This is a genomic window from Azospirillum sp. FG154, from assembly GCF_057809575.1.
The window spans coordinates 141,002-165,015 of sequence record NZ_JBMDKF010000011.1 but is presented as its reverse complement, the minus strand read 5'-3'; the positions used below and the strand labels follow the sequence as shown (position 1 = coordinate 165,015).

24 protein-coding genes are annotated in these 24,014 nt (G+C 67.7%); 9 read left to right on the top strand and 15 right to left on the bottom strand.

All coding sequences use genetic code 11. The annotated features are described in order from the left end of the window. Positions 1 to 31 precede the first annotated feature (31 nt). Positions 32 to 2,224: a methyl-accepting chemotaxis protein gene (locus tag ACODS4_RS15005; RefSeq protein WP_488864998.1), complete on the top strand. Its 2,193-nt coding sequence runs from the start codon at positions 32 to 34 to the stop codon at positions 2,222 to 2,224. A 30-nt stretch (positions 2,225 to 2,254) separates the two neighbouring features. On the opposite strand, the gene ACODS4_RS15000 is transcribed toward ACODS4_RS15005, so the two are convergent. From ACODS4_RS15000 to kduI, 12 genes are all read right to left on the bottom strand, one after another. Next, positions 2,255 to 2,980, bottom strand: coding sequence for a FadR/GntR family transcriptional regulator (locus tag ACODS4_RS15000; RefSeq protein WP_488864968.1), 726 nt, complete (start codon positions 2,978 to 2,980; stop codon positions 2,255 to 2,257). 189 nt (positions 2,981 to 3,169) lie between these two features. Next, entirely contained in the window at positions 3,170 to 3,943 is a 774-nt protein-coding gene (locus ACODS4_RS14995; protein WP_488864966.1) for a GntR family transcriptional regulator, read from the bottom strand. Continuing rightward, the gene (locus ACODS4_RS14990) at positions 3,940 to 4,878 is read right to left on the bottom strand and encodes a sugar kinase (protein WP_488864964.1); all 939 of its coding nucleotides are present in this window, start codon (positions 4,876 to 4,878) and stop codon (positions 3,940 to 3,942) included. The genes ACODS4_RS14995 and ACODS4_RS14990 overlap by 4 nt, the downstream gene beginning before the upstream one ends. A 2-nt stretch (positions 4,879 to 4,880) precedes the next feature. Then, on the bottom strand, positions 4,881 to 5,810 hold the full coding sequence (locus tag ACODS4_RS14985; RefSeq protein WP_488864963.1) for a 2-hydroxyacid dehydrogenase: 930 nt from the start codon (positions 5,808 to 5,810) through the stop codon (positions 4,881 to 4,883). 7 nt (positions 5,811 to 5,817) lie between these two features. Beyond that, positions 5,818 to 6,660 (bottom strand): fumarylacetoacetate hydrolase family protein, encoded by an 843-nt coding sequence (locus ACODS4_RS14980; protein WP_488864961.1) that lies wholly within the window; start codon positions 6,658 to 6,660, stop codon positions 5,818 to 5,820. Between the two features lie 28 nt (positions 6,661 to 6,688). Beyond that, entirely contained in the window at positions 6,689 to 7,429 is a 741-nt protein-coding gene (locus ACODS4_RS14975) for an SDR family oxidoreductase (RefSeq protein WP_488864959.1), read from the bottom strand. A 181-nt stretch (positions 7,430 to 7,610) separates the two neighbouring features. Further along, on the bottom strand, positions 7,611 to 8,411 hold the full coding sequence (locus ACODS4_RS14970) for a transporter substrate-binding domain-containing protein (RefSeq protein WP_488864957.1): 801 nt from the start codon (positions 8,409 to 8,411) through the stop codon (positions 7,611 to 7,613). A 41-nt stretch (positions 8,412 to 8,452) separates the two neighbouring features. After that, positions 8,453 to 9,181 carry an amino acid ABC transporter ATP-binding protein gene (locus tag ACODS4_RS14965; protein ID WP_488864956.1) on the bottom strand — a complete coding sequence of 243 codons (729 nt, stop codon included), beginning with the start codon at positions 9,179 to 9,181 and terminating at the stop codon, positions 8,453 to 8,455. Further along, on the bottom strand, positions 9,156 to 9,818 hold the full coding sequence (locus ACODS4_RS14960) for an amino acid ABC transporter permease (RefSeq protein WP_488864954.1): 663 nt from the start codon (positions 9,816 to 9,818) through the stop codon (positions 9,156 to 9,158). Before ACODS4_RS14960 ends, ACODS4_RS14965 begins: the two co-directional genes overlap by 26 nt. Before the next feature lie 17 nt (positions 9,819 to 9,835). Then, complete coding sequence (locus ACODS4_RS14955; RefSeq protein ID WP_488864952.1) at positions 9,836 to 10,519, bottom strand: amino acid ABC transporter permease; 684 nt, start codon at positions 10,517 to 10,519, stop codon at positions 9,836 to 9,838. A gap of 196 nt (positions 10,520 to 10,715) precedes the next feature. After that, positions 10,716 to 11,477 (bottom strand): 2-dehydro-3-deoxy-D-gluconate 5-dehydrogenase KduD, encoded by a 762-nt coding sequence (gene kduD / locus ACODS4_RS14950; protein ID WP_488864951.1) that lies wholly within the window; start codon positions 11,475 to 11,477, stop codon positions 10,716 to 10,718. Continuing rightward, complete coding sequence (kduI, locus tag ACODS4_RS14945; protein WP_488864950.1) at positions 11,474 to 12,310, bottom strand: 5-dehydro-4-deoxy-D-glucuronate isomerase; 837 nt, start codon at positions 12,308 to 12,310, stop codon at positions 11,474 to 11,476. The genes kduD and kduI overlap by 4 nt, the downstream gene beginning before the upstream one ends. 258 nt (positions 12,311 to 12,568) lie before the next feature. Here kduI and ACODS4_RS14940 point away from each other — a divergent pair, with 258 nt between their 5' ends. After that, positions 12,569 to 13,489 (top strand): SIS domain-containing protein, encoded by a 921-nt coding sequence (locus ACODS4_RS14940; protein ID WP_488864948.1) that lies wholly within the window; start codon positions 12,569 to 12,571, stop codon positions 13,487 to 13,489. Next, entirely contained in the window at positions 13,486 to 14,133 is a 648-nt protein-coding gene (locus ACODS4_RS14935; protein ID WP_488864946.1) for a bifunctional 4-hydroxy-2-oxoglutarate aldolase/2-dehydro-3-deoxy-phosphogluconate aldolase, read from the top strand. The genes ACODS4_RS14940 and ACODS4_RS14935 overlap by 4 nt, the downstream gene beginning before the upstream one ends. Positions 14,134 to 14,194: 61 nt before the next feature. Here the strand turns inward: ACODS4_RS14935 and ACODS4_RS14930 are convergent, their stop codons facing one another. Beyond that, positions 14,195 to 14,500 carry a DsrE family protein gene (locus ACODS4_RS14930; protein WP_488864945.1) on the bottom strand — a complete coding sequence of 102 codons (306 nt, stop codon included), beginning with the start codon at positions 14,498 to 14,500 and terminating at the stop codon, positions 14,195 to 14,197. 19 nt (positions 14,501 to 14,519) lie between these two features. Next, positions 14,520 to 15,539: an ABC transporter substrate-binding protein gene (locus ACODS4_RS14925; RefSeq protein ID WP_488864944.1), complete on the bottom strand. Its 1,020-nt coding sequence runs from the start codon at positions 15,537 to 15,539 to the stop codon at positions 14,520 to 14,522. A 203-nt stretch (positions 15,540 to 15,742) separates the two neighbouring features. Between ACODS4_RS14925 and ACODS4_RS14920 the strand changes: the two genes are divergently transcribed. Together ACODS4_RS14920 and ACODS4_RS14915 are read left to right on the top strand one after the other, a co-directional pair. Next, entirely contained in the window at positions 15,743 to 16,063 is a 321-nt protein-coding gene (locus ACODS4_RS14920; protein WP_488864942.1) for a cupredoxin domain-containing protein, read from the top strand. A gap of 16 nt (positions 16,064 to 16,079) precedes the next feature. Beyond that, a complete protein-coding gene (locus ACODS4_RS14915) occupies positions 16,080 to 17,567 on the top strand; it encodes an adenylate/guanylate cyclase domain-containing protein (RefSeq protein WP_488864940.1) in 1,488 nt (495 codons plus the stop codon). Here ACODS4_RS14915 and ACODS4_RS14910 read toward each other — a convergent pair. Further along, positions 17,509 to 18,735: a Bcr/CflA family multidrug efflux MFS transporter gene (locus ACODS4_RS14910; protein ID WP_488864938.1), complete on the bottom strand. Its 1,227-nt coding sequence runs from the start codon at positions 18,733 to 18,735 to the stop codon at positions 17,509 to 17,511. The genes ACODS4_RS14915 and ACODS4_RS14910 overlap by 59 nt on opposite strands. Positions 18,736 to 19,003: 268 nt before the next feature. Between ACODS4_RS14910 and ACODS4_RS14905 the strand changes: the two genes are divergently transcribed. The 4 genes from ACODS4_RS14905 to nadC all read left to right on the top strand — a co-directional run bounded on the left by ACODS4_RS14905 (position 19,004) and on the right by nadC (position 23,849). After that, positions 19,004 to 20,017 (top strand): BMP family lipoprotein, encoded by a 1,014-nt coding sequence (locus ACODS4_RS14905; protein WP_488864937.1) that lies wholly within the window; start codon positions 19,004 to 19,006, stop codon positions 20,015 to 20,017. Positions 20,018 to 20,156: 139 nt separating this feature from the next. Further along, a complete protein-coding gene (gene nadA / locus ACODS4_RS14900; RefSeq protein ID WP_488864935.1) occupies positions 20,157 to 21,179 on the top strand; it encodes a quinolinate synthase NadA in 1,023 nt (340 codons plus the stop codon). A gap of 199 nt (positions 21,180 to 21,378) precedes the next feature. Further along, entirely contained in the window at positions 21,379 to 23,031 is a 1,653-nt protein-coding gene (locus ACODS4_RS14895) for an L-aspartate oxidase (RefSeq protein ID WP_488864933.1), read from the top strand. Then, the gene (gene nadC / locus ACODS4_RS14890) at positions 23,016 to 23,849 is read left to right on the top strand and encodes a carboxylating nicotinate-nucleotide diphosphorylase (protein ID WP_488864931.1); all 834 of its coding nucleotides are present in this window, start codon (positions 23,016 to 23,018) and stop codon (positions 23,847 to 23,849) included. The genes ACODS4_RS14895 and nadC overlap by 16 nt, the downstream gene beginning before the upstream one ends. Positions 23,850 to 24,014: the final 165 nt, after the last annotated feature.

Genomic DNA, 24,014 nt, shown 5'->3' with positions numbered 1-24,014 from the left:
TGGGGCGAACGAGATGTCAAACAAGGCGACGATGGCTGTGGCTCAGACGATTGCGACTCCGGGAAACCCCACCCCCACGCCCACCGACGAGAACCATGGCCCGTGGTATTCCGGGCTGCGGGGCAAGTTGATGATCGCCATCGGCGTGGTGCTGTCGGGCACGCTGATCGCGGCGGCGGTGGCGTTGGCCGGTTACGCCAACGTGCGGACGACCATTGACGTCATCGTCGGACAGGCGGTTCCCGCCATGAAAGAGGGCATGTCCGTCGCCCAGCAAGCCGAACGGCTGGTCGCGTTGGCCCCCGCCCTGTCGTCGGCCAGCGACGTCAAGACGCGCGAAGAGGTCTCCGCCCGCATTCAGCAAGCCCGTCAGGAATTCGCCAACCGTCTGGACCGTCTGCGCGCCGGCGGAGCGGGCGGCGAACAGCTCGCCGCCATCGAAGAGGCGTCAAAGGCCCTGTTGAGCAATCTGGTCCAACTTGACTCCGCCGCCGCCGAACGGGTGCGTTACGCCGGGCAGCGGACCGCTCTGCTGCCCAAAATGCTGGAGGCCGACAACCAGATCCAGAAATTCACCGCCCCCTGGCGGACCGTGATGGCCAACGAGGAGGATCAAGCGCGCGAGACGTTGGCCGACGCCGATTCCTCCACGGACGAGTTGCGCCGCGCCGCTGACACCTTGATCGACGTCAGCAAGCGGGCCAAACCGCTGATGGGCGTGATCGAGGAGGCGACCAGCGCCCGCAACATGCTGCTGGAATCCGCAGGAACCAACGACGAACAACGCCTGAGCATCATTGAAACCCGGTTGGGGCTGGTCTTCGCCAATCTCGACAGCGCCGCCGCCCTGCTGCCGGAAAAGCTGGCCGCCGCCATCAACGCCCAAGCCAAAGCGTTGCAAGCCATAGCCATTGGCGACAACGCGCTGATTGATTCGCGCCGCAAGGAGTTGGCGATCCAAAGCCAGTCCTTGGCCCTGCTGGACAGCAACCACGCCCTGACCGAACGGATGGCCAACAGCATCGCCACCATGGTGCAGAATCAGGAAAGCGGCATCACGGCGGCCAGCGGCGCCACCGGACGGATGCTCGACAACAGCCGTTTGACCCAGATCGCCGTCAGCGTGCTCAGCGTCATCGTGTCGATTCTCGTCGTCTGGCTGTATGTCGGGCGCAGCGTGGTCCGTCGTTTGATGACGCTGAAAAGCGGGATGCGGCGCATCGCGGCGGGCGATCTCGACACCGACATCGCGCTGGACGGACGCGACGAGATCGCCGAAATGGGCGCGGCCCTGCGAATCTTCCGCGACACCGCGCGCGAGGTCGAACACACCCGTGCCGAAGCTGAAAGCGAGCGGACGCGGGCGGCGGGCGAACGACGGCAAGCCATGCTGACCATCGCCGATCAATTTGAAAGCGGCGTCAAGATCGTGGTGGAAACCGTGTCCGCCGCCGCCACCCAAATGCACGAAACCGCCTCCACCATGGTGGAGACCGCCGAAGACACGTCGCGTCAGGCAGGCAGCGCGGCGGCGGCGGCGCAACAGGCGTCCAGCAACGTGGACAGCGCGGCCTCGGCGGCGCATCAACTGTCGTTGTCCATCAGCGAGATTTCCCGGCAGGTGACGGAATCGGCGACGATCACCGGGCAGGCGGCGCAGGACGCCCAACGCACCGACGCCACCATGCGCAGCCTGAACGACGCCGCCACCCGGATTGGCGCCGTGCTGGATCTCATCACCGACATCGCCGGACAAACCAACCTGTTGGCGCTCAACGCCACCATTGAGGCGGCCCGCGCCGGGGAAGCGGGCAAGGGCTTCGCCGTCGTGGCGTCAGAGGTCAAACAACTCGCCAGCCAGACCGCCAAGGCGACCGACCAAATCGCCGGGCAAGTCGGCGCGATGCAGACCGCCACCAACGAAGCGGTCGGCGCCATCCGCACGATTGGCGCCACCATCGCCCGGCTGAACGACATCGCCACCGGCATCGCCGCCGCAGTCGAGGAGCAGGGAGCCGCCACGGCGGAAATCGCCCGCAACGTGCAACAGGCGGCGGGCGGCACGGCGCAGGCGTCGGAAAACATCGGGCAAGTCCGCACCGCCGCCGGACAGACCGGCCAATCGGCGCAGGCCGTGCTGTCGGTCGCCGGACAGGTGTCGAACGAAACGTCGCGGTTGTTGCAGCAGATCGACCGCTTCCTGCGTCAGGTCCGGTCGGCGTGATGTCGTGGCGGCGGCGATGCGCGCCGCCGCTCACACATCCTGGTGTTGGTCGGTGATGCGCTGGCGGGCGCGGTTGATGTGGTAGCGCATGGCGAGGTTGGCGGCGTCGGCGTCGCCCATGGCGATGGCCTCGTAAATCCGGCTGTGCTCGTCCAGAACGCGGCGGATGCGCTGGTCGGAGCCTTCGCGCGTGATGTTCAGCGCCACCGCCATGGAGTTTTCAATGGCGGCGTGCAGAGATTCCAGGATCGAGACGAACATCTCGTTGCAACTGGCCTCCGCCACCGCCCGGTGAAAAGCGAAGTCGGCGGCGCTGGCCGACGCGCGGGCCTCGACCACCCGGCCCAGATCGTCGAGCGCCGCCTTGATCTGGCCAAGCTGTTCCGACGAGCGGCGTTTGGCGGCGAGCGCCGCCGCCTCCCCTTCCAACGGCACGCGCAACTCATAACAGCGCAGGATTCCGGCGATGTCGGACGCCCCGGCGATGGCGATCAAGCCCTGCGGCGGGCGGCGCTGCACATAGGTGCCCGATCCCTGGCGGGCGACGACCAGACCATCGGCCTGCAACAGCATCATCGCCTCGCGCACCACGGGGCGCGAAACCTCGAACATCAGGCACAGTTCTTTTTCCGACGGCAGCTTGTCGCCCTCTTTCAGCGCGCCGGACACGATCTGCTCCAGGATTTGCCCATAAAGCTGATCGCCCAGCCGCTCCTTGCGCTTGGGCTGCAACGTCAAACCGGCCATCTTCGCCATTCCCAACACCTGCCCGCGACCATCCTACAGATCATGTTAGCAGACAAGTTGACCTATAGGAACGCCGCAATTGGGGGTATTGGCCAACACGGACAAGACCGGCGCCCCGCGACGCCAGCCCGCATGCGATCCAACCCCTGAAAAGAAACCGCCTTTTCGTTTTAAAAACGCTCCGTCGCAGTGAAGGATTCAGGTCGGCCCGCGCGGCGGACGGTCGTCGATGAAACAGTCCGGCTCCTCGATGCGGAAAGCGTCGATGCCCTCGCGCAGCTTTTCCAGATGATGCTTGATCGCGCGGGCCGCGCCGTCGCCGTCATGGGCGGCGATGGCGGCGACCACCGCCGCGTGCTCGCCGATCACCCGTTCCATGCGGCCCGGTTCGGGCAGGGTCAGACGGCGGTAACGGTCGATCTGCACCTTGACCTGTTGGATCAACGTCCAGACGCCGGGCAGCCCGGCGGCCTCGGACAAGGCCGCGTGGAAATCCTCGTCGGCCAGATGGAAGCCCTCGCGGTCGCCCGCCGCCGCCATGGCGCGTTGCCGGTCGATGATCGCCGACAGGCGCGCGACCTGATCCGCCGTCGCCCGTTCGGCGGCGTGACGCACGCTGGCCTCTTCCAACGCGGAGCGGATGACGATGGTTTCCGGCAGATCGGACAGCGGGATGCGGGCGACGAAGGTGCCGGATTGCGGAAACACCTCGATCAAGCGTTCCGAGGCCAGCTTCAGCACAGCCTCGCGCACCGGGGTGCGGCTGACGCCATGGGCCTGGGCCAGGTCCTTTTCGCTGATCGGTTCGCCCGGCTTGCGGTGCAAACCCAGAATTTCGGCGCGGAGCTGCTGGTAGACCTGCTGGGCTGCGGTCAAGCCACGCTCGCGGGCCGCCGCCGCCGGTTTGGGCGCGCGGCGGCGCGGCCCGTTCAGAGCCGGGCCGGAGGCGGAGGCGTCATCCGCCGCCGTCATGCCGCCCCCCGCAGTTCCGCGACGACCGCCGCCGTCGCCTCCGCCGGAACGATGGCGCCGGGATGGCCGATGACGATTCCGGCCAGCCGATGGCCCAATCGCGCCGCTTCGGCGATGCTTCGGCCCGCCTGCCGCGCCGCCAGATAGCCCGCGCAAAAGCTGTCGCCCGCCGCCGTCGTGTCCACCACCCGCGCCACCCGCGTCGCCGGAACCTCGTCAACCGCGCCGCCCTGCTCCCACACCAGACAGCCGTCGCCGCCGTTCTTCACGATGATTTCGCTGGCGCCCGCCGCGCGCCAGCGGTCGATGATGGCCGTGAGCGCTTCGGCGCCGAACAGGAGAGCCTCGTCCTCCACCCCCGACAGCACGATGTCCACCCGCCCGGCGAGCGCGGCGTAGGCGTCGCGGGCGGCGTCCAGGCTGGGCCAACCGCGCGGGCGCAGGTTGGTGTCGAACGCCACCTTGGCCCCGGCGGCGCGCGCGCGGTCCAGCGCCGCGTGCAGACGCGCCCGCCCCTCCTCGCCGTACAGCGACAGGGAAATGCCGGACAGCATCAGCAGGCTGTAACCGGGCAAGGCGTCCACCAGGGGCGCCGCGTCGGGGTGGGTGAACAGCTCGCGCGCCGGGGCGCGGTCGCGCCAATAGAAGAAGGAGCGTTCGCCCTTCGCGTCGGTTTCGATGACGTACAGGCCGGGCATCCGCCCCGGCAGACGGGCGACGCGGCCCGTGCCGACGCCCTCCGCCGCCCAGGCCGCCAGCATGTCGGCGCTGTAGGGATCGTCGCCCAGCAGCGTCACGTAATCGACCGCCACGCCCAACCGGGCCAGATACAGCGCGCAATTCAGCGTGTCGCCGCCGAAGCCGAAGCGGGCGGTTCCGTCGCCGGTCCGCCGGATCTCCACCATGCACTCACCGATGGCCGCGATGCTCGTCATTTTCAAACGCTTTCCTTGCCTGCAAAATGAGTCGCCAGCGCGTCGCGCATCATCCGCGCCATGCGCGCCCGCGTCTCTTCCGTCGCCGAACCGACATGGGGCAACAGCACGATGTCGGGATGACCGATCAATTCCGGGCGCGGCGTCGGTTCATGCTCGCACACGTCCAGCCCGGCCCCGGCGATGGTCCCGTCGGCCAGCGCCGCCAACAGCGCGTCCTCGTCCACCACGCTGCCGCGCGCCACATTCACGACGACGCCCCCCGGCCCCAACACGCGCAAAACCGCCGCGTTCACCAGATGGCGAGTCTCCGGCCCGCCCGGACAACAGACCGCCAGAAGGTCGGACGCCGCCGCCAACCCCTCCGCCGTCGGGTGGAAGGGATAGGGAAAGGCCGCCTTTTCCCGTGGCCCGTGATAGGCGACCGACAGGCCGAACGCCGCCGCCCGCGTGGCGATGGCCGCCCCGATGTGCCCCAGCCCAATGATTCCCAACCGCCGCCCGGCCAAACTGCGCGACAGCGGAAAGGCCCCCTCCGCCCAGGCCCCGGCCCGGACGAAGCGTTCCGCCGCCGAGAAGCGGCGCACCGTCGCCAGAATCAGCGCGATGGCCGTGTCGGCGACGTCGTCGGTCAGCGCCGCCGACGTGTTGGCGATAACCAGCCCGCGCCGCCGCGCCTCCCCCAGATCGACATAGTCCAACCCGGCGCTGTAGGAGGACAGAATCTCCAGATTGGGCAGCGCCGCCAGCAGCGCCGCCGTCACCGGAACCGGCGGACGCGCCGCCAAACCCCGGATGCGCGGCGCCAGTTCGGCGAAGCCGGGGGACCCGACCACCTCCGGCCCATGGACGATGAAGCGTTCCGCCAGATCCTCGGCCACGCCGGGGGGCATGGGCGCGGTGAGCAGAATGTCGATTCCGGTTTGGCTCATCGCCGGGTCAGCCCTGCACGGTGATCTGGCGCTGGCTGCCCAGCCCGTCGATGCCCAGCGTCACCACGTCGCCCGCCTTCAGGTAGGTCGGCGGCTTTTGCCCCATGCCGACGCCCGGCGGCGTGCCGGTCGAAATGATGTCGCCGGGGCGCAGCGACATGAAGCGCGACAGATAGGACACCAGGAAACGCACGCCATAGACCATCGTCGCCGTGCTGCCGTTCTGGTAACGGTGGCCGTTGACCTCCAACCACATCGGCAGGGCCTGCGGGTCGGCGACCTCGTCGCGCGTCACCAGCCAGGGGCCGGTCGGGCCGAAGCTGTCCGCCGATTTGCCCTTGGTCCATTGGCCGTGATGTTCGGTCTGGAAGGCGCGTTCCGACACGTCGTTGATGACGCAGTAACCGGCGACATGCTCCATCGCGTCCTCTTCGGACACGTATTTCGCCGTCTTGCCGATGACGACGCCCAACTCGACCTCCCAATCGGTCTTGAGCGAGCCGCGCGGGATTTCGATGACGTCGTTCGGGCCGGTGATGGCGCTGGTCGCCTTCATGAAGATGATCGGCTCCGGCGGCACCGTCGCCCCGGTTTCCGCCGCGTGGTCGGAGTAGTTCAGGCCGATGCAGATGAACTTTCCGGTTCCGGCGACGCACGGCCCCAGACGCGGATCGCCCGCCACCAACGGCAGCGACGCCGGATCCAGCGCGCGCAGCGCGTCCAGCCCCTCGGGCGACAGAACCGCGCCCGCGATGTCGGGGATCTGGGCGGACAGGTCGCGGATGCGGCCCTCGGAATCGAGCAGACCGGGTTTTTCCTGGCCGACCGGGCCGTAACGAAGCAGTTTCATCGGTGTTCCCCGTGCATGTGAAACAGTGTCAAGCCGCCCAACCGCCGTCGATCACATGGACCGCCCCGGTGGTGTAGCCCGCCGCGTCGGAAGAAAGATAGACCACCAGTTCGGCGATTTCCTCCGGCTTTCCCAACCGTCCGATGGGCTGGCGGGCGACGAAGGCGGCGCGGGTGGTCGCATAATCGCCCTGCGCGCGCAAGCGCTCCTCCAACGACGGGGATTCGACGGTGCCGGGGCAAACGACGTTGCAGCGGATTCCGCGCCCGATGAAATCGGCGGCGACCGCCTTGGTCAGTCCGATGACCGCCGCCTTGGTCAGGCTGTAAACGTAACGGTTCGGCACCGCCTTCACGCTCGACGCCACCGACGCCATGTTGACGATGGAGCCGCCGCCCGTCTCCAGCATGCCGGGCAGAACGGCGCGGATCATCCGGTGCATGGATTTGACGTTCAGATCGACGCTGACATCGAAGGCGTCGTCGTCGCAGTCCAGAATCGTGCCGCTGTGGACGAAGCCCGCGCAGTTGAACAGCGCGTCCACCGGCCCGATGTCGGCGATTGTCGCGGCGATGGCGGCGGCGTCGCGCACGTCCAGCCGCCGGGTGGTCACGCCGGGAAGGGCGGCGAGGTCGGCCAAGCGCGCGTCGTTGATGTCGAGCGCCCAGACCCGCGCGCCCTCCCGCGCGAAGGCCTCCACCGTCGCCCGGCCAATGCCTTGCGCGGCGGCGGTGATGATGGCGGTTTTGCCGTGAAGTCGTCCGGGCATGGTTGGTCCTGCTGATCCAAAACGCCCTCTCCCTTTGGGAGAGGGAGGGGCCACACGCGCAAGCGTGGGGAGGGTGAGGGGTTCGTCGGAGCAAAGCGCCTGAGTCTTGCAAACCCCTCACCCGGCCCTGCGGGCCACCCTCTCCCGCGTGCGGGAGAGGGGATGAAGGGCATGCAATGGATCACTGACGCGTCAGCAAATCCATCGGCAAATCGCGGTCGTGGAAGGACGAGAAGATGGCGTTCATCTTGCCGTTCTCGAAATTGGTCTTGATCCAAGCGTTGACCCACGCCTTCAGCCGGTCCTCGCCCTGGGGCATGGCGATGCCGAGATTCAGCTCCTGCTGGGTGAATTTCACCTTCACCGGATTTTGCGTGCGCCGTTCGTTGATCGCGGCGATGGCGGTGGTCTGGCTGGACACGATGTCCACCTGCCCCGACACCACGGCGGTGATGAGCGTCGCGTCATCCTCAAAGCGCAGGATTTCCGCGCCCTTGGCGTTCTTCGTCACCAAGCTGTCGTTCACCGTCGCGCGGGTCAGGCCGATTTTCTTGCCGACCAGATCGTCATAGCCCTTGATCGCGACGTCCGGCGGGGCGGCGACGATGATGTCGAGCGTCGCGTAGGGCGTGCTGAAATCGATGACCTTCTTGCGTTCCGGCGTGATCGCCAGCGTGGCGACCAGCAGATCGGCCTTGCGGGTTTGGATGGTCGGCACGCGGGCGGCGTTGGTGATCTCCACCAGTTCCAACTCGACGCCCATGTCGTGGGCCAGCAGCCGGGCGGTTTCGACGTCGGAGCCGGTGGCCTTGACGTTCTTGTCGACAAAGGCGAAGAGCGGAATGCCCATCGCCACGGCGATGCGGATCTTTTTGGCCTTCAGAATGTCGTCCAACTGGTCGGCGTGCGCCACCGGCGCGGCGGCCAGCCACAGGGCGGCGACGGCGGTCACAGTGGCGGCGAGAAGTTTGCGGATGCGCATCGTCGGTTTCCTCCAGTTTTGTTTTTTGAAAAAGACAGGCGTCACAGGCCGTTGGCCAGAAAGGCGCGCAGCTCAGACGTTTGCGGGTCGTCCAGCATCTCGCCGGGGCCGGTTTCCCAGACGCGGCCCTGATGCATGAAGATCACCCGGTCGGCGACGCGGCGGGCGAAGGCCATTTCGTGCGTGACCACCGCCATTGTCATGCCGCCCTGGGCCAGAAGCTCCATGACGCGCAGCACCTCCCCGGTCAGTTGCGGGTCGAGCGCCGAGGTCACTTCGTCGAACAGCATCACCTTCGGCTGCATCGCCAGCGAACGGGCGATGGCGACGCGCTGCTGTTGACCGCCGGACAGTTGTTCAGGGTAGGCGTCGATCTTTTCGGCCAGCCCGACCCGTTCCAGCGACGACAACGCCAACGCGCGGGCGTCGCGGGTCGGCAGCTTCTTCACCCGGCGCGGGGCCAGCGTGATGTTTTCCTCCACCGTCAGATGGGGGAAGAGGTTGTAGCTTTGGAACACCATGCCGACGTCCTGGCGCAGCGCGCGCAGATCAAGGTCGGCGTGGTCGATGCGGTGGCCGCACACCTCCAGCGTGCCGGATTGGATGGTTTCCAGCCGGTTGATGCAGCGCAGCGCCGTGCTTTTGCCCGACCCGCTGCGCCCGATGATGGCGACCACCTCGCCCTTGTCGATCTCGAACGACACGCCCTTCAGCACCGCGACGCTGCCGAAGGATTTGTGGATGTCATGCAGCTTGACGACGGCCGACATTGAGCTTCCTCTCAAGCGAACGGCTCCAGCGCGACAGCGGGTAGCACAGGGCGAAATACAGAACGCCCGCGATCCCGAAGACGAGGAACGGCGTGAACAGCGAGTTGTTGACGACCTGCGCCGCGCGGGTCAGCTCGACAAAGCCGACAACCGAGGCGAGCGAGGTGCTTTTCAGAACCTGGACCAGAAAACCAACGGTCGGCGGCGTGGCGATGCGCGCGGCTTGCGGCAGGATGACGTCAACCAGCGTTTGCCATCGGGTCAGCGCCAGCCCTTCCGCCGCCTCCCACTGGGTGCGCGGCACCGATTCCACGCAGCCGCGCCAGATCTCGCCGAGAAAGGCGCTGCAATAGACCATCAGCGACACACCGGCGGCGAGCAGCGGCGGCAGCTCGATCCCGACGACGCCCAGACCGAAATAGACGACGAACAGCACGATCAACAGCGGCGTGCCTTGGATCACCTGGACATAGACGAAGGAGATTTGCCGCAGAAGGCGCGTGCGCGCGATGCGCATCAGCATGACGCCGAACCCGGCGACGCTGCCCAACAGGAAGGCCAACGCCGACAGCACGACCGTCCACATCATGCCCTGAAGCAGATAGACCAGATGGTTGATGGTGAAGCTTCCGCCCATGATGGTTCCCTCCGGCCTTACAACGGCGTGCCGAGACGGCGGCGGCGCGGAAAAATCGCCTGCCCGAACAGGTGAAAGGCCAGCTTCAGCAGCATCGCCATCACGAAATACAGCCCGGCGACGACGATGAAGGTTTCAAAGGAGCGGAAGCTTTCCGACTGGACCGAGTTCGCCACGCCGGTCAACTCCTCCGCCGAAATCTGCGAGGTGACGGAGGAGGACAGCATCATCAGCACGAATTGCCCGGTCAGCGACGGGTAAACCCGCTCCAGCGACGGGCGCAGGATGACGTCCCAGTAAATCTGTGGAACGGACAGGCCCAGCGCCTCCGCCGCTTCGATCTGGCCGGGATGGATGGTGTCCATGCCCGCCCGGACGATTTCGGCGGTGTAGGCGCCGACGTTGAAGACCATGGTCAGCACGGCGGCGGCGAAGATCGGCAGCTTCAAGCCCGCCGACGACAGTCCGAAGAAGATGAAAAAGATCTGGATCAGATAGGGCGTGTTGCGCACCACCTCGACATAGGCGCCGCACAGCGCCGCCAGCCATTGGCGCTTTCCCCGCCGCCCGATGGCGCACAAAACGCCGATGACCAGACCAAAGACGCAGGCGATGATCGTCATTTCCAACGTCATCAACGCGCCGCGCAGAAACTCCGGCCAGTATTCTTGCAGGCTGGCGAAGTCGAACGTGTATTTCACAAGGCGTCCTCCCGGTGTCAGCCCGGCTTGGCGTCGGGTCTTTGGTGATTGTGGGGAAAAAGACCGTCATGGCGTTTGCCCCCTCCCCAACCCTCCCCCGCTCACGCGGGAGAGGGGGCCTTGTGAACAGGGGCACGCCATCCCCTCTCCCGCCAACGGCGGGGGAGGGTTAGGGAGGGGGCAATGGCGAAACAACTCACCGCGCCATCCACCCGCCATCGACCGGCAGCACCACGCCATGCACGTAATCCGACGCGGCGGAGGCCAGGAACACGGCGGCGCCGCCCAGCTCCTTCGGCTGGCCCCAGTGACCGGCGGGGATACGGGCCAGGATGTCGGCGTTGCGTTTGGGGTCGTTGCGCAGGGCTTCGGTGTTGTTGGTGTCGAAATAGCCCGGCGCGATGGCGTTCACGTTGATCCCCTTGCCCGCCCATTCGCAGGCCAGCAGCCGGGTCAGCCCGGCCAGACCGCTTTTGCTGGCGGTGTAGGACGGGATGCGGATGCCGCCCTGAAAGGACAACAGCGAGGCGATGTTGATGATCTTGCCGCCGCGCCCGTCGCCGATCATCGCCCGGCCCACCGCCTGGGTCAGGAAGAAGGTGGTTTTCAGGTTGACGTTCATCACGTCGTCCCAATCGGCCTCGGTGAAGTCCACCGCGTCGGCGCGGCGGATGATGCCCGCGTTGTTGACCAGAATGTCCACCCGCGCGCCGGTCGCCTGCGCCTGTTCCATCACCGGGGCGACGGCGGCGACGCTCGACAGATCGGCGCGGATTTCCTGAAAGGGAACGCCCGCCGCCGCGACCAGCCCCGCCGTTTCGTCCATGGCGGAGCGGCCCACGGCGATGATCCCGGCCCCGGCCTCGGCCAACGCCACGGCGACGGCTTGGCCCAAGCCGGTGTTCGCCCCCGTCACCAGCGCCGTTTTGCCGGTCAGATCAAAGGGGGAGCGGCTCATCGCAGAGTCTCCATCGGGATCCAATCCATGTCGGTGTAATCGACGTTGTCGCCGCCCATGCCCCAGATGAAGGCGTAGTTGCTGGTGCCGACGCCGGAATGGATCGACCAGCTTGGCGAGATCACCAACTCGTCGTTCTTCACCACGATGTGGCGGGTTTCCGTCGGCTCGCCCATCAGGTGGAAGATGCGGGCGTTTTCGGCGAGGTCGAAGTAGAAATACACCTCGCAACGGCGGCCATGGCTGTGGGCGGGCATGGTGTTCCACATGTTGCCCGGCTCCAACTGCGTCAGCCCCATCACCAATTGGCTGGTCTCGCAGACGCCCGGCAGGATGTATTGGTAAATCACCCGCTTGTTGGAGGTCGCGCCGTCGCCGACCGCCATCGTCTTGGCCTGATCCTGGCGGATGAGGCGGGTTTCAAAGCGGGCGTGGGCGGGCGTGCTCATCAGATAGAATTTGGCCGGGTCGGTCGGATCGACGCTTTCAAAGCGGACGTCCACGCTCTCCTTGCCGATGTAGAGCGCGTCGCGCTTGCCCATCTCATAGGTCGTTCCGTCCACCACCACGCGGCCCGGCGCGCCGACGTTGAACACGCCCATCTCGCGCCGCGCCAGGAAGGTGGGGGAGCCGATTTCCTTCGGCGCGGTCAACGCGACCGAGTCCGTCGTCGGCAAAACCCCACCCACCACCACCCGGTCCACCGTGCTGTAGGTCAGGGTGATCGCGTTCGGCTGGAACAGGTTTTCCATCAGGAAATGACGGCGCAGCGCGGCGGTGTCGTAGCCCTTGGCGTCGTCGGGATGCGGCGCGTAACGAAGATCGATGGTCATGCTGTCTCCCTGGGGGCCGACGGGAAAAGGGCGCGCTGGAAAGCGGCGCTTCGTCCGGTCAAGCCGTCCTGCTGGCGGAGCGCTGGCGAGCGCCGGTGTCTGGAGGCAGCAATAGGATATACTAGTATATCAGTCAAGCGGGAATCCAACGCCCCACAAACAGAGTCGTCAGCGAACAGTGTGTAGCCTGATTTCATATGATCCTCGACGCAGGATAATTTCTGTAGTACAGCTACAAAATCAACCTGCGGACTCCCCATGCTCGCCAGCCTGCACGCCTCCCTGCCGCATCTGCGCCGCGCCGAATTGGCGGTGGCTCAGGTCGTGTTGGCGGCGCCGGACGCGGTGGTGGGCGACAGCATCGCCCAGCTTGCCGCCAAGGCGGAGGTCAGCGAGCCGACGGTGGTCCGCTTCTGCCGGGCGGTGGGGTTCGCCGGATTCCAGGATTTCAAACTGCGCCTCGCCCAGCATCTGGCGGCCAGCGCCGCGCGGGCGCAGGTCGCGGACGGCGCGTTGGCTCTGGTGCGCGATCTGTCGCCCGACGACAGCGTGTCGAGCGCGGCGGACAAGGTGATGAACCGCGCCATCGACGCGCTGGTCCGTCTGCGCGACACGCTGGACGCCACGGCGCTGGAACGCGCCGCGCGGCGGCTGACGCAGGCGGGCCGGGTGGAGATCATCGGCGTCGGCGCGTCGGGATCCGTCGCCATCGACGCCCATCACAAGCTGTTCCGCCTGTTGCCCTCGGTCGCCGCGTCGTCGGACGCGCATTTGCAAACCATGGCGGCGGCGACGCTCGGCTCCAACGACGTTCTGTTGACGATTTCCAAGACCGGCACCAGCGCTGAGATCCTCGACGCCGCGACCATCGCGCGCGACGGCGGCGCCTGCGTCATCGCCATCACCAGTTCCCGCGCGCCGCTGGCCGCGCTGGCCGATCTGCTGCTGGCGGTGGAGGTGGACGAGGACACCGCCGTTCACACGCCGATGGCCTCGCGCCTGGCGCAATTGGCGCTGGTGGACGCGCTGACCGTCGCGGTCGGCCTGCTGTCGCCGCCCGAAACCAACCAGCGGCTTGCCCGCATCAAGGCCGCGCTGCGCGGTCGCCACCGGCTGGCGGTCGTTTCGCCAGCCGCCCAACCGCCCGCCAATCTCTTGCCCGCGAAGGACGCGCCATGACCGACACCCCCGCCGCGATTCTCGACCAGCTCGCCGCCTATGGCGTGGTGCCGGTGATCCGCAACAGCTCCGCCGATCTGGCCCGCACCGCCGTGGCGTGGCTGCGCGAGGCGGGTTACAGCACCTTTGAAGTCACCATGACCACCCCCGGCGCCGTCGGCCTGATCGCCGAACTGAGCGCGCAGGGCGGCGCCCTGATCGGGGCCGGAACCGTGCTGACCGCCGCCGGCGTCGCCGAGGTGGTCGCGGCGGGCGCCCGCTACGTCGTTTCCCCTTGCGTCGTGCCGGAGGTGGCCGCCGCCTGCCGCGCCCATGGCGTGGCCTGCCTGATGGGCGCGCTGACCCCGACGGAGGTGCACGCCGCCATTCTGGCCGGGGCCGACGCCATCAAGATCTTCCCGGCCTCCACCGTCGGCCCGGCGCACATCAAGGCGCTGAAATCGGTGTTCCACGGCGTGCGCTTCGTCCCCACCGGCGGCATCGACGCGGGCAACGTCGCCGCTTACGTCGCGGCGGGCGTCGCCTGCGTCGGCGCGGGCGGCAAGCTGGTCGATGAATCGCTGGTCAAGCGCGGCGACCGCGACGGAATTTTGAACGCTGGACGCCAGCTTCTGGACGCTTACAAGGCGGCCAAGGCGGCGTGACCTGGAGCGGGGGGCGGGTCGATACGCCCCCCGCTCCATTTTTCTTTTGTCAGAATTGCTGTCAGGCGCGCAGGTAGCTCCAACCTTCGGCCTGCGCCTCGGCGATGTCGAGAACCGCCGCCGGAACCACCGTCAGCCCGCCCGCCTCGCGGCCCAGCGCCTTCAGGCTGTTGCCGCAGAGCCGCAGCAAAGAATCGGTCGCCGGATCGGGTTGATCCAGCGCCGCCGCGACCGCACCGGCGTTGGCGACGATGCGAATTTCCGCGTCGGGCCGCAGTTTCCGCAAATTGGCGGCGTTGCGCCGCCCCCGTTCCAACGCGCCCGCCGTCGGCGCGTGGATGACCAACCGCAACAGCGCCTGTTCCATGCTTCAGCCCGCCTTTGTCTCAGCCCGCCTTGGCCGCGTCGTAAAAGGAATGGTCGAACAGCGTGTCGATGTCCACCGGATCGGTGATTTGCCCCAGGCTTTGCTGAAACGCCTGCATCCGTTTGGTGGATTCGACGATGCGGCGCGGGTCGTCGACGAAGTTGGTGGCGCCGGAGGTCAGCGCCGCCCGCATCACCGCCGGTTCGATCAAGCCCTTGCCAATCGCTTCGGTGACGATGACCGCCGTGCGGTCGGGGTTGGCGTTGGCGAAAGCGGTGGCGCGGATGTGCAGCTTGACCAGCGCGGCGACCGCCGCAGGGTCGCGTTTGATCGCCGCCTCCGTCACCGCCAGAATCGCGCCGGGCTGTTGCGGGAACAGGCTGCCCGCCTTGGCGACGATGCGCGCGTCGGGCAGGCGGGTCTGCACCAGCGTCAAGGTCGGCTCCAGGATTGACGCGCCGTCAACCGCGCCCGACAGCAGCGCCTGCTGCACCTGCTCGTCGCCCATGCCGACGATCTGAAGGTCGCTGGCGGGGATCTTCGCCACCTCTTGCGCCCAATAGCGCAGCACAGTGTCCGGCACCGATCCGGCGGGCAGGCTGGCGATCTTGGCCGGGCGGCCCTGCGCGGCGCGGAAGGCGGCGAAGCCCTCCGCCGGGCTGGACGCGCTGGCGACGGCGGCGAACGGGCCGCGCCCGATCAAGGCGACCTGATCGATGACGTTCGCCGCGACCACCTTCACCGCCACCCCCTTGGAGCGCGCGATCATCACCGGGCCGATGCCGACATAGGCGACGTCCAGCGTGCCCGACGCCAAGGCCTGGATCATCGCCGGACCCGATTGGAAGCTGGTCAGCGTTAACTCCAACCCCGCCTCTTTCGCCCAGCCTTCCCCCGACAGCACGTAAAGCTGGGTCATCGGAATGATCGGGATGTAGCCGACCCGCAAGGTCGTGGCGGCGGCGGACAGGCGCGGCAGCGCGACGCTTCCGGCCAGAGCGGCGGCGGACGCCAGCAGGGCGCGGCGGTTCATCGGCATTTTCAAAAATCCCCCTGTGATCCCGCCGACAGGGTACGGTGTGAATTGGCGGAAGACAATTCACCTTTTCAGCGATTTATGGATGCACATTGAACGACTTTATTTTGTTGTTACAGAACCTTCCGCGCTTCCGCTTGGCATTGAACGGCGGCGGGTTCGGCGCGTATCCTTCCGCCAACGACAAAGCCGGGAAGGAACACGCCATGGTGGGGAAAGTTGCGTTTGGCGGCGCGGTCGCGCTGGCCGTGATGGTCGGAACGGCCTGGGCCGCCGACGTTGTCGTGGAGCAGCAGAACAAGGCCTTCACGCCCCCCTCGGCGTCCGCGCAGGTGGGCGACACGCTGACCTTCACCAACGGCGACCTTTACACCCACAACATGTTTTCCGGCACGCTGGGCCACGAGTTCAATTTGGGCGGCCAAAGTCCGGGCGAAACGAAAAGCATCAAACTGACCAAGGCCGGAACCTTTGAGGTGGAATGCCAAATCCACCCGCGCATGCATCTGACCGTCACCGTGAAGTGAGCGGCGCGACCGCCTGATGCTCGATCACATCCCGATCCGTTACAAGCTGACGCTGGCCTTCGCGCTGATCCTGGCGATCACGGCGGTCGGCGGCTGGTTCGGCGTGTCGGCGGTGACGGAGGTCGGGCGGCTGGTCGTGACTCTGTACGACAAACCGTTGCAATCCATCGATTTCAGCCGGTCCGCCCAGCTTCATGTGCGGGCGATGGTGACGGCCCAACGCGTCGCTTCGCTTGGCGAGCCGCACATGGCGGAGAACGCGCGCGCCGAATACCGCGCCGCGCGGGACGAGTTCGACGACGACGTCGCCGTCGCCCGCCGCCGCGCCTCCAGCGACGCGCTGCGCCAACGGTTGGACGCGGTCAGCGCCCTGATCGTCCAATGGGACGCCCTGATTCCGCCGGATGTTTCGACCGCGATGGACGACCCGGCGATCCATGACCTCAGCCGCCGCATTCTCGACACCATCGATCTGGCGGTGGAGAACGCCAAGTCGGACGGCTTTTATTTCGTCGAGAACGCCCGCGCCCAAGCCGCCGAAACCCGCCAGACCACTCTGGCGATCGTCGTCGCCGTCGTGTTGATCGGGTTGCTGGTCGCCGCCCTGCTGACCCGCAACATCGTCCATCCGCTCAACCGCGCCGTCCGCATGGCCGAAACCATCGCCGGGGGGCATCTGAGCGAATCCGTGACCAGTCTGCGCCGGGACGAAAGCGGCAAGTTGCTGCGCGCCATGGAGGTGATGCGGGCGCAACTGCTGCTGCGGGTCGAGGCCGACCGCCGTTTGGTGGAATTGGAACGCGAACGGCGGGTCAATCTGGGGCGCTATCTGGATCCGAAGATTGGCGAATGGCTGGCCGACAACAGCCCGGAAACCGTGCGGGCGGGCGCGCGGCAGGAGGTGGGGATTCTCTTCACCGACATTCGCGGTTTCACCCGGCGGGCGGAAAGCCTGGACCCGGCGGCGCTGGGTCGTTTCGTCGGCGAATTCCGCGCCTGCGTCGCCGCGTCCGCCATAGCCCATGGCGGGGTGATCGACAAATTCATCGGCGACGCCGCCATGCTGCTGTTCGGCGTTCCCCACCCGCGCGACGGCGCGGCGGCGGACGCGCTGGCCTGCGCGCAAGATCTGTTGGAACGGGTCGCCGCCTGGAACGCCGAGCGGGCCGACCGGGGGGAGGATGCGGTGCGCGTCGGCGTCGGCGTCCATTGGGGGCCGGTCTTTTGCGGCGCGGTCGGCGACGACGTTCGGCTGGAATACACGGTGCTGGGCGACACGGTGAACGTCGCCGCCCGGCTTCAGGACGAAACCAAAGCCGCAGGGGTTCCGCTGATCGCCTCAAAGGCGGCGCTCGCCGCCGCAGGCGGGCTGGACGGGGCGGGACAGCCGCAGGGGGCGGGGTGGCGCGCCCTGCCGTCCAAGGAGTTGCGCGGGCGCGACGGCGTTATGGAGTTGTTTGGCTGGGCGCCCGCCGCACCAGAGTCACGTTCAACAGCAGGCTGAGCAGGGCCGCGCCGCAGATCACCGCGCCCATCGGCGCCGCCGTGCCGTTCGCCAGCAAACCGACGACCCAGCCCGCCACGCTGCCGACGCTGAATTGCAGCATCCCGGCCAAGGCCGACGCGGTGCCCGCCATGTGCGGAAAGGACTGCATGGCGCAGGCCATGGCGTTGGCGTTGATGAGCGCCATCATCGCCATGAACAGCAGCAGCGCGCCAACCAAGCCCCACAAGCCGCCCAACCCCAACGTCGCCACCACCAGCACCAAAAGACCGGCGGCGGCGGCCAGCATGGTCCCGGCCCGCAGGATCCGCTCCGCGCCAAAGCGCATGACGATGCGGCTGTTGACCGTGCTCATCGCCATCATGCCGACGATGTTGATGCCGAACAAAAAGCCGAAATTCTCCGGGGCCACCCCAAACAGGTCGATGTAGACGAAGGGCGAGCCGGAAATGAAGGCGAACATCCCGCCATAAATGCAGGCGCTGCCAAAGGCGTAACCCAAATAGGAACGGTTGGTCAGCAACTGGCGGTAGGACAGGGCCAGCGTCATCGGGCGCAGGCTGCTGCGCCGGTCGCGCGCCAGCGTTTCCGGCAGGGTGAACAGCGCCAACATGGCGACGGCGCCGAAAATCCCCTGTCCCCAAAAGATCCAACGCCAGTTGGCCCACACCAGAATCTGCCCGCCGATCAACGGCGCGATGATCGGCGCCGCGCCCATCACCAGCATCATCATCGACAAGGTGCGGGCGGCGCGGTCGCGCTCGAACACGTCGCGGATCATGGCGCGGACCAGCACCGGCCCGGCGCAGGCCCCCACCCCTTGGATGAAGCGCCAGCCCGCCAGATGGGCGATGTCGCTGGACAGCGAACAGCCGACGCAGGCGACGGCGTAGAGCAAAATGCCGATGGCGATTGGTCCCCGCCGCCCGAAACGGTCGCCCAACGCGCCCCAGATCAATTGACCGACGCCAAAGCCCAGGAAAAAGGCCGACAGCGTCCATTGCACCTGATCCTGGCTCGCCCGCAAATCGACGCCGATGGTGGGCATGCCCGGCAAATACATGTCGGTCCCCATCGGCCCGAAGGACGTGAGAATGCCAAGCGCGGCCATGAAATAGGGGCTGTTGGCGGGCGACAGGGCGCGGACGGCGGCAAAACGCGCGAGCATCGGACATCCAGAGGTGGGGATCGCGGGGGGACTGAAAAAGTCAGACAGCAAGCACGAACAGTGAGCGTGCGGACGCGCCACGGAAACCCCCTGTCTTGGTATGGCAGCCCTGCCCGCAGGGCGATTGAACAGACGACGGGCGTTAATCGAACGCTCTGCCGAGTTTTTCCTCCAGTCCAGGCTCTTGCCGCGCCTTTCCCCTGGATGCGCGGCGCGCTCCATGGCTAACTTTGTCTTCTGATTGCCGCCACCGACAAAAGGCCGCGCCATGACGCCCCTGTCCCGCCGTTCGGTTCTGGTTCTGGGCGCTTCCAGCGTCGCCGCCACCGCGACATCCGGTCTGACCGCCCCGGCTTTCGCCGCCGCGCCAACCAATTTCGTCCCCGGCCTTGTCTACGCCGTCGGGCAGAAATTCGACAAAAGCTTCAACGAGGGCGCCTTCACCGGGGCGGAGCGCTTTAAAACCGCCACCGGCCTGTCCTATCTGGAATATATGCCGAACAACCCGGCGCAGTTCGACCAGGGGGTCGCGGCGCTGGTCCGGCGCGGGGCCACCGACATCGTCACCATCGGCTTTTACTACGCCACCGCGCTGACCAAGCTGGCCCCCCGCCATCCGGATTTGCGGTTCACCATTGTGGATTCGGTGGCCGAAGGGCCGAACATCCGGTCGATCACCTTCAAGGAACAGGAAGGCTCCTTCCTGGTCGGCGTGCTGGCGGCGCTGGCGTCGAAGACCGGGACCGTCGGCTTTGTCGGCGCGCTCGACATTCCTTTGCTGCGCAAATTCATCGCCGGATTCACCCAAGGGGCGCGGCACGCGCGCGGCGACGTCACCGTGCTGGTCAATTTCGTCGGAACCACCGCCGACGCCTTCAACGACCCGACCACCGGGGCGGAGGTGGCGCGCAGCCAGTTCCAGCGCGGGGCCGACGTGGTGTTCGCCGGGGCGGGCGTGTCGAATTTCGGCGTGTTCGCCGCCGCCAAGGATGGCGGACGGCTGGCCATCGGCGTGGACAGCAACCAAAACTACCTCTACCCCGGCACCATCCTGACCTCGATGCTCAAGCGCGTCGACCTGGCGGTGGACGCCGCATTCCAGGCCGGTCAACGCGGAACCTGGACGCCCGGCCACCGCGTGCTGGGGTTGGCCGACGGCGCCGTCGATTACGCGGTCGATGAAAACAACCGCGAGCTTCTGACGCCATCCATGCTGAACGCGGTGGAGGAGGCCCGCCGCGCCATCATCGCCGGACGGATTCCGGTGTCCGACGGCGCCTGATCCGCGCCGTTTCCGTCCGCTTCGCGCGCTCGTTTCTCCCCGCGTTTCGTCATCGCCCGTTCGGCCTATCGTTTTCCGCTTGATATACTCGTTTCGAGCAAATATGGTTTTGCTCGAAACGAGTATTTTGGAGCGCCCGATGCCCGACGCCGCTGGCCCCGCCGCCGCCCTCGCCTTCACGCCCGCGATCGCCGAGGCGACGGCCCCGATCTACGAACGGATGAAACGCGTCGTTCCCGCCATCGAATGGCCGTTTCACGCCCCGCTGATTCACGCGATCAACGCCCTGAAGCGCGAACGCAACGCCGTCATTCTGGCGCACAATTACCAGACGCCGGAGATCTTCCACGGCGTGGCCGACATCGTCGGCGACAGCCTGGCGCTGGCCGCCAAGGCGACGCAGACCGACGCCGACGTCATCATTGTGGCGGGCGTGCATTTCATGGCGGAGACGGCGAAGCTGCTGAACCCGTCCAAGACCGTGCTGATCCCCAGCCGCAACGCCGGTTGCTCGCTGGCCGACTCCATCACCGCCGCCGACGTCCGCCTGCTGCGCGAGGCGCACCCTGGCGTGCCGGTCATCGCCTACGTCAACACATCCGCCGAGGTGAAGGCGGAGGTGGACATCTGCTGCACGTCGGGCAACGCGGTGGAGGTGGTGGAATCGCTGGGCGTGGACCGCGTTCTGTTCCTGCCCGACGAGTATCTGGCCAAATACGTCGCCACCCAGACCAAGGTGGAGATCATCGCCTGGAAGGGCCATTGCGAGGTGCATGAGCGCTTCACCGGCGCGGAAATCACCGAATTCCGCAACCGCTTTGATCGGTTGACCGTGATCGCCCACCCGGAATGCCCGCCCGATGTGCTGGCGGCGGCCGATTTCGTCGGCTCCACCGCCCGGATGATCGACTTCGTCGGCAACGAGAAGCCGCCGCGCGTGCTGATGGTGACGGAATGCTCGATGAGCGACAACGTCGCCGCCGCCTCGCCCGACACGGAGTTCGTGCGGCCTTGCAACCTGTGTCCGCACATGAAGACGGTGACGCTGGCGAGCATTCTCGACTCCCTGCAAACGCTGGAGCCGCGCGTGGAGATCGCCCCCGATCTGGCCGACCGCGCCCGCCGCTCGGTCGAACGGATGCTGGCCGTCAAACCGAAGTGAGGGAATCCCCCTCTCCCCCCGGGAGAGGGACGGGGTGAGGGGGATGCGCCGCGAACCATCGCGGAACAGGCGCCGCCGTCCCGTTGATGCGAACGCCCTTTGTGAACCTGTCGCCGTGCGTCCCCCTCACCCCAACCCCTCTCCCCGGGGGGGAGAGGGGGTAGATCGCAGGAGGCCGCCCAACCCTGGTGAGGAAACCATGACCACCACGCCGTATCAGGTTCGTGACGCCGAGGTCATCGTCGTGGGATCCGGGTTGGCCGGGATGACGGCGGCGCTGGCGCTCGCCCCGCGCGCCGTCACGCTGCTGACCAAAACCGCCGATCTGCCGGGCGGGTCGAGCCTCTACGCCCAGGGCGGCGTCGCCGCCGCCATCGGCCCCGGCGACCGCCCGGAGGATCACGCCGCCGACACGCTGGCCGCCGGAGCCGGGCTGGTGGACGCCGCCATGGCGGCGCTGCTGACCCGCGACGGGGCCGCCCAAATCCGCGCCATGCTGGCCGACGGCCTGCCCTTCGACCGCGACGCCGACGGCGCGCCGTTGCTGGGGCGGGAGGCCGCGCATGGAACCGCCCGCATCGTCCACGCCGGGGGCGACGCCACCGGGCGCACCCTGGTTCTGGCGCTGGCCGAACGGCTGCGCGCCGCGCCGTCGGTGCGGGTGGAGGCCGAGGCCTTCGCCGTCGATCTGGTGATGCGCGGCGCCCGCGTTTGCGGCCTGCTGGCCATGCATCCCGACGGGTGGGTGTTTCACCGCGCGCCGCGCGTCATTCTGGCGACCGGCGGGGTGGGCGCCGCCTTCGCCCGCACCACCAACCCGGCGGAAGCGACCGGCGACGGGCTGGCGCTGGCCGCCCGCGCGGGCGCGCGGCTGGCCGATCTGGAGTTCGTGCAGTTCCACCCGACCGCGCTCGACGTCGAGGCCGATCCCCGCCCGTTGCTGACCGAGGCGCTGCGCGGGGCGGGCGCGACCCTGCTCGACCGCGCCGGGCGCCGCTTCATGCTTGACGAACATCCGTTGGCCGAGTTGGCCCCGCGCGACGTGGTGGCGCGGGCCATCGGCGCGCGGATCAAGGCGGGGGAGCGCGTCTTCCTCGACCTGCGCCCGGCGCTGGCGGCCAAGCCCGACGGCTTCCCCACCGTGCGGGCGATCTGCGCCGACCATGGCCTGGATCCCTTCAGGGAGCCGATGCCGGTCGCCCCCGCCGCGCATTACCACATGGGCGGCATCGTCACCGACGCCGACGGGCGGACCAGCCTGGATGGGCTGTGGGCCTGTGGCGAGGTCGCCTGCACCGGCGTGCATGGCGCGAACCGGCTGGCCAGCAACTCGCTGTTGGAGGCGCTGGTGTTCGGCGCGCGGGTCGCCCGCGACGTCGCCGAACGGACGCTGGCCCCGCTGCCGCCCTTCGCCCTGCCCAATCCGCCCGCCGTCGCGGCGGAGGTCGGCGGCGCGCTGCTCGACGCGCTGACGGCGGAATCCCGCCGCGTGCTGTATGAGGGGGCCGGGCTGGTCCGCGACGGGTTGGGGCTGCTGGCCGCCCGGCGCAAGCTGGGACGGCTCGCCGCCGCGCTCGACAGCCTGCGCGGCGAGGAAGCCGACGGGGACGCCGCCATCAACCCCGGCGCCGTTCGTCGCTGGGGCGAGGCGCGCAACCGGCTGCTGGTCGGTCGTTTGATCGTTCACGCCGCTTTGGCGCGCGAGGAAAGCCGGGGCGCGCATTGCCGCGCCGATCATCCCTTGCCCAACCCGGCCTATGGCCGCACCGCCGAAAACCGCACGCTCACCCTCACCGATTTGGCCGGTCCCACCGGCCCGCTGCCCGGAGACGCCGCATGCTGCATCCTTTGACCGTCGAACCGATCATCCGCGCCGCGTTGGCCGAGGATCTGGGGCGGGCGGGCGACATCACCACCGACAGCATCATCCCCGTCGACGCGGTCGCCACCGCCCGCATCGCCGCGCGCAAGGATGGCCGCGTCGCCGGTTTGGACGCCGCGCTGATCGCCTTCCGCCTGCTCGACCCCGGCGTCGCCGTCGAGATCGCGGTGGCGGACGGCGGCGACGTGCGCCCCGGCGGGACCATCGCCACGCTGAGCGGATCGGCCCGCGCCCTGCTGACCGCCGAGCGCACGGCCTTGAACGTCATGGGCCGCCTGTCCGGCATCGCCACCGCCACCCGCGCGCTGGTCCGCGAAGTGGACGGGACCAAGGCGCGCATCGTCTGCACCCGCAAGACCACCCCCGGCCTGCGCGTGTTGGAAAAACACGCGGTGAAGCTGGGCGGCGGTTTCAACCACCGCTTCGGCCTGGATGACGCCGTTCTCATCAAAGACAACCACATCGCCGTGGCGGGCGGCGTCCGCGCGGCGGTGGAGCGGGTGCGCGCCGCCATCGGCCACATGGTGAAGGTGGAGGTCGAGGTGGACACGCTCGACCAGTTGGACGAGCTGCTGGGCCTGCCGGTGGACGTGGTGTTGCTCGACAACATGGATCCCGACACGCTGCGCCGGGCGGTGCGGATGATCGACGGTCGGCTGCTGGCCGAAGCGTCGGGCAACGTGACTCTGGCCACCGTGCGCGCCATCGCCGAAACGGGGGTGGACATGATTTCCTGCGGCTGGCTGACCCACAGCGCGCCCAATCTCGATCTGGGTTTGGACATGTGAGGACGCGCGCCGCGTCATTTTGAAAGGTGATGCGGACAGGAAACTGTCCGCCTCCCCACACACCTGTCGGAACGGCGGACAGCGCCGCCGCCGCGTTCCCAGCGCCGACGGATCGCCCTGCCCGGCTCAAAACCATGCGCAGCAAAGGTTCGGCCAAACAGTCGA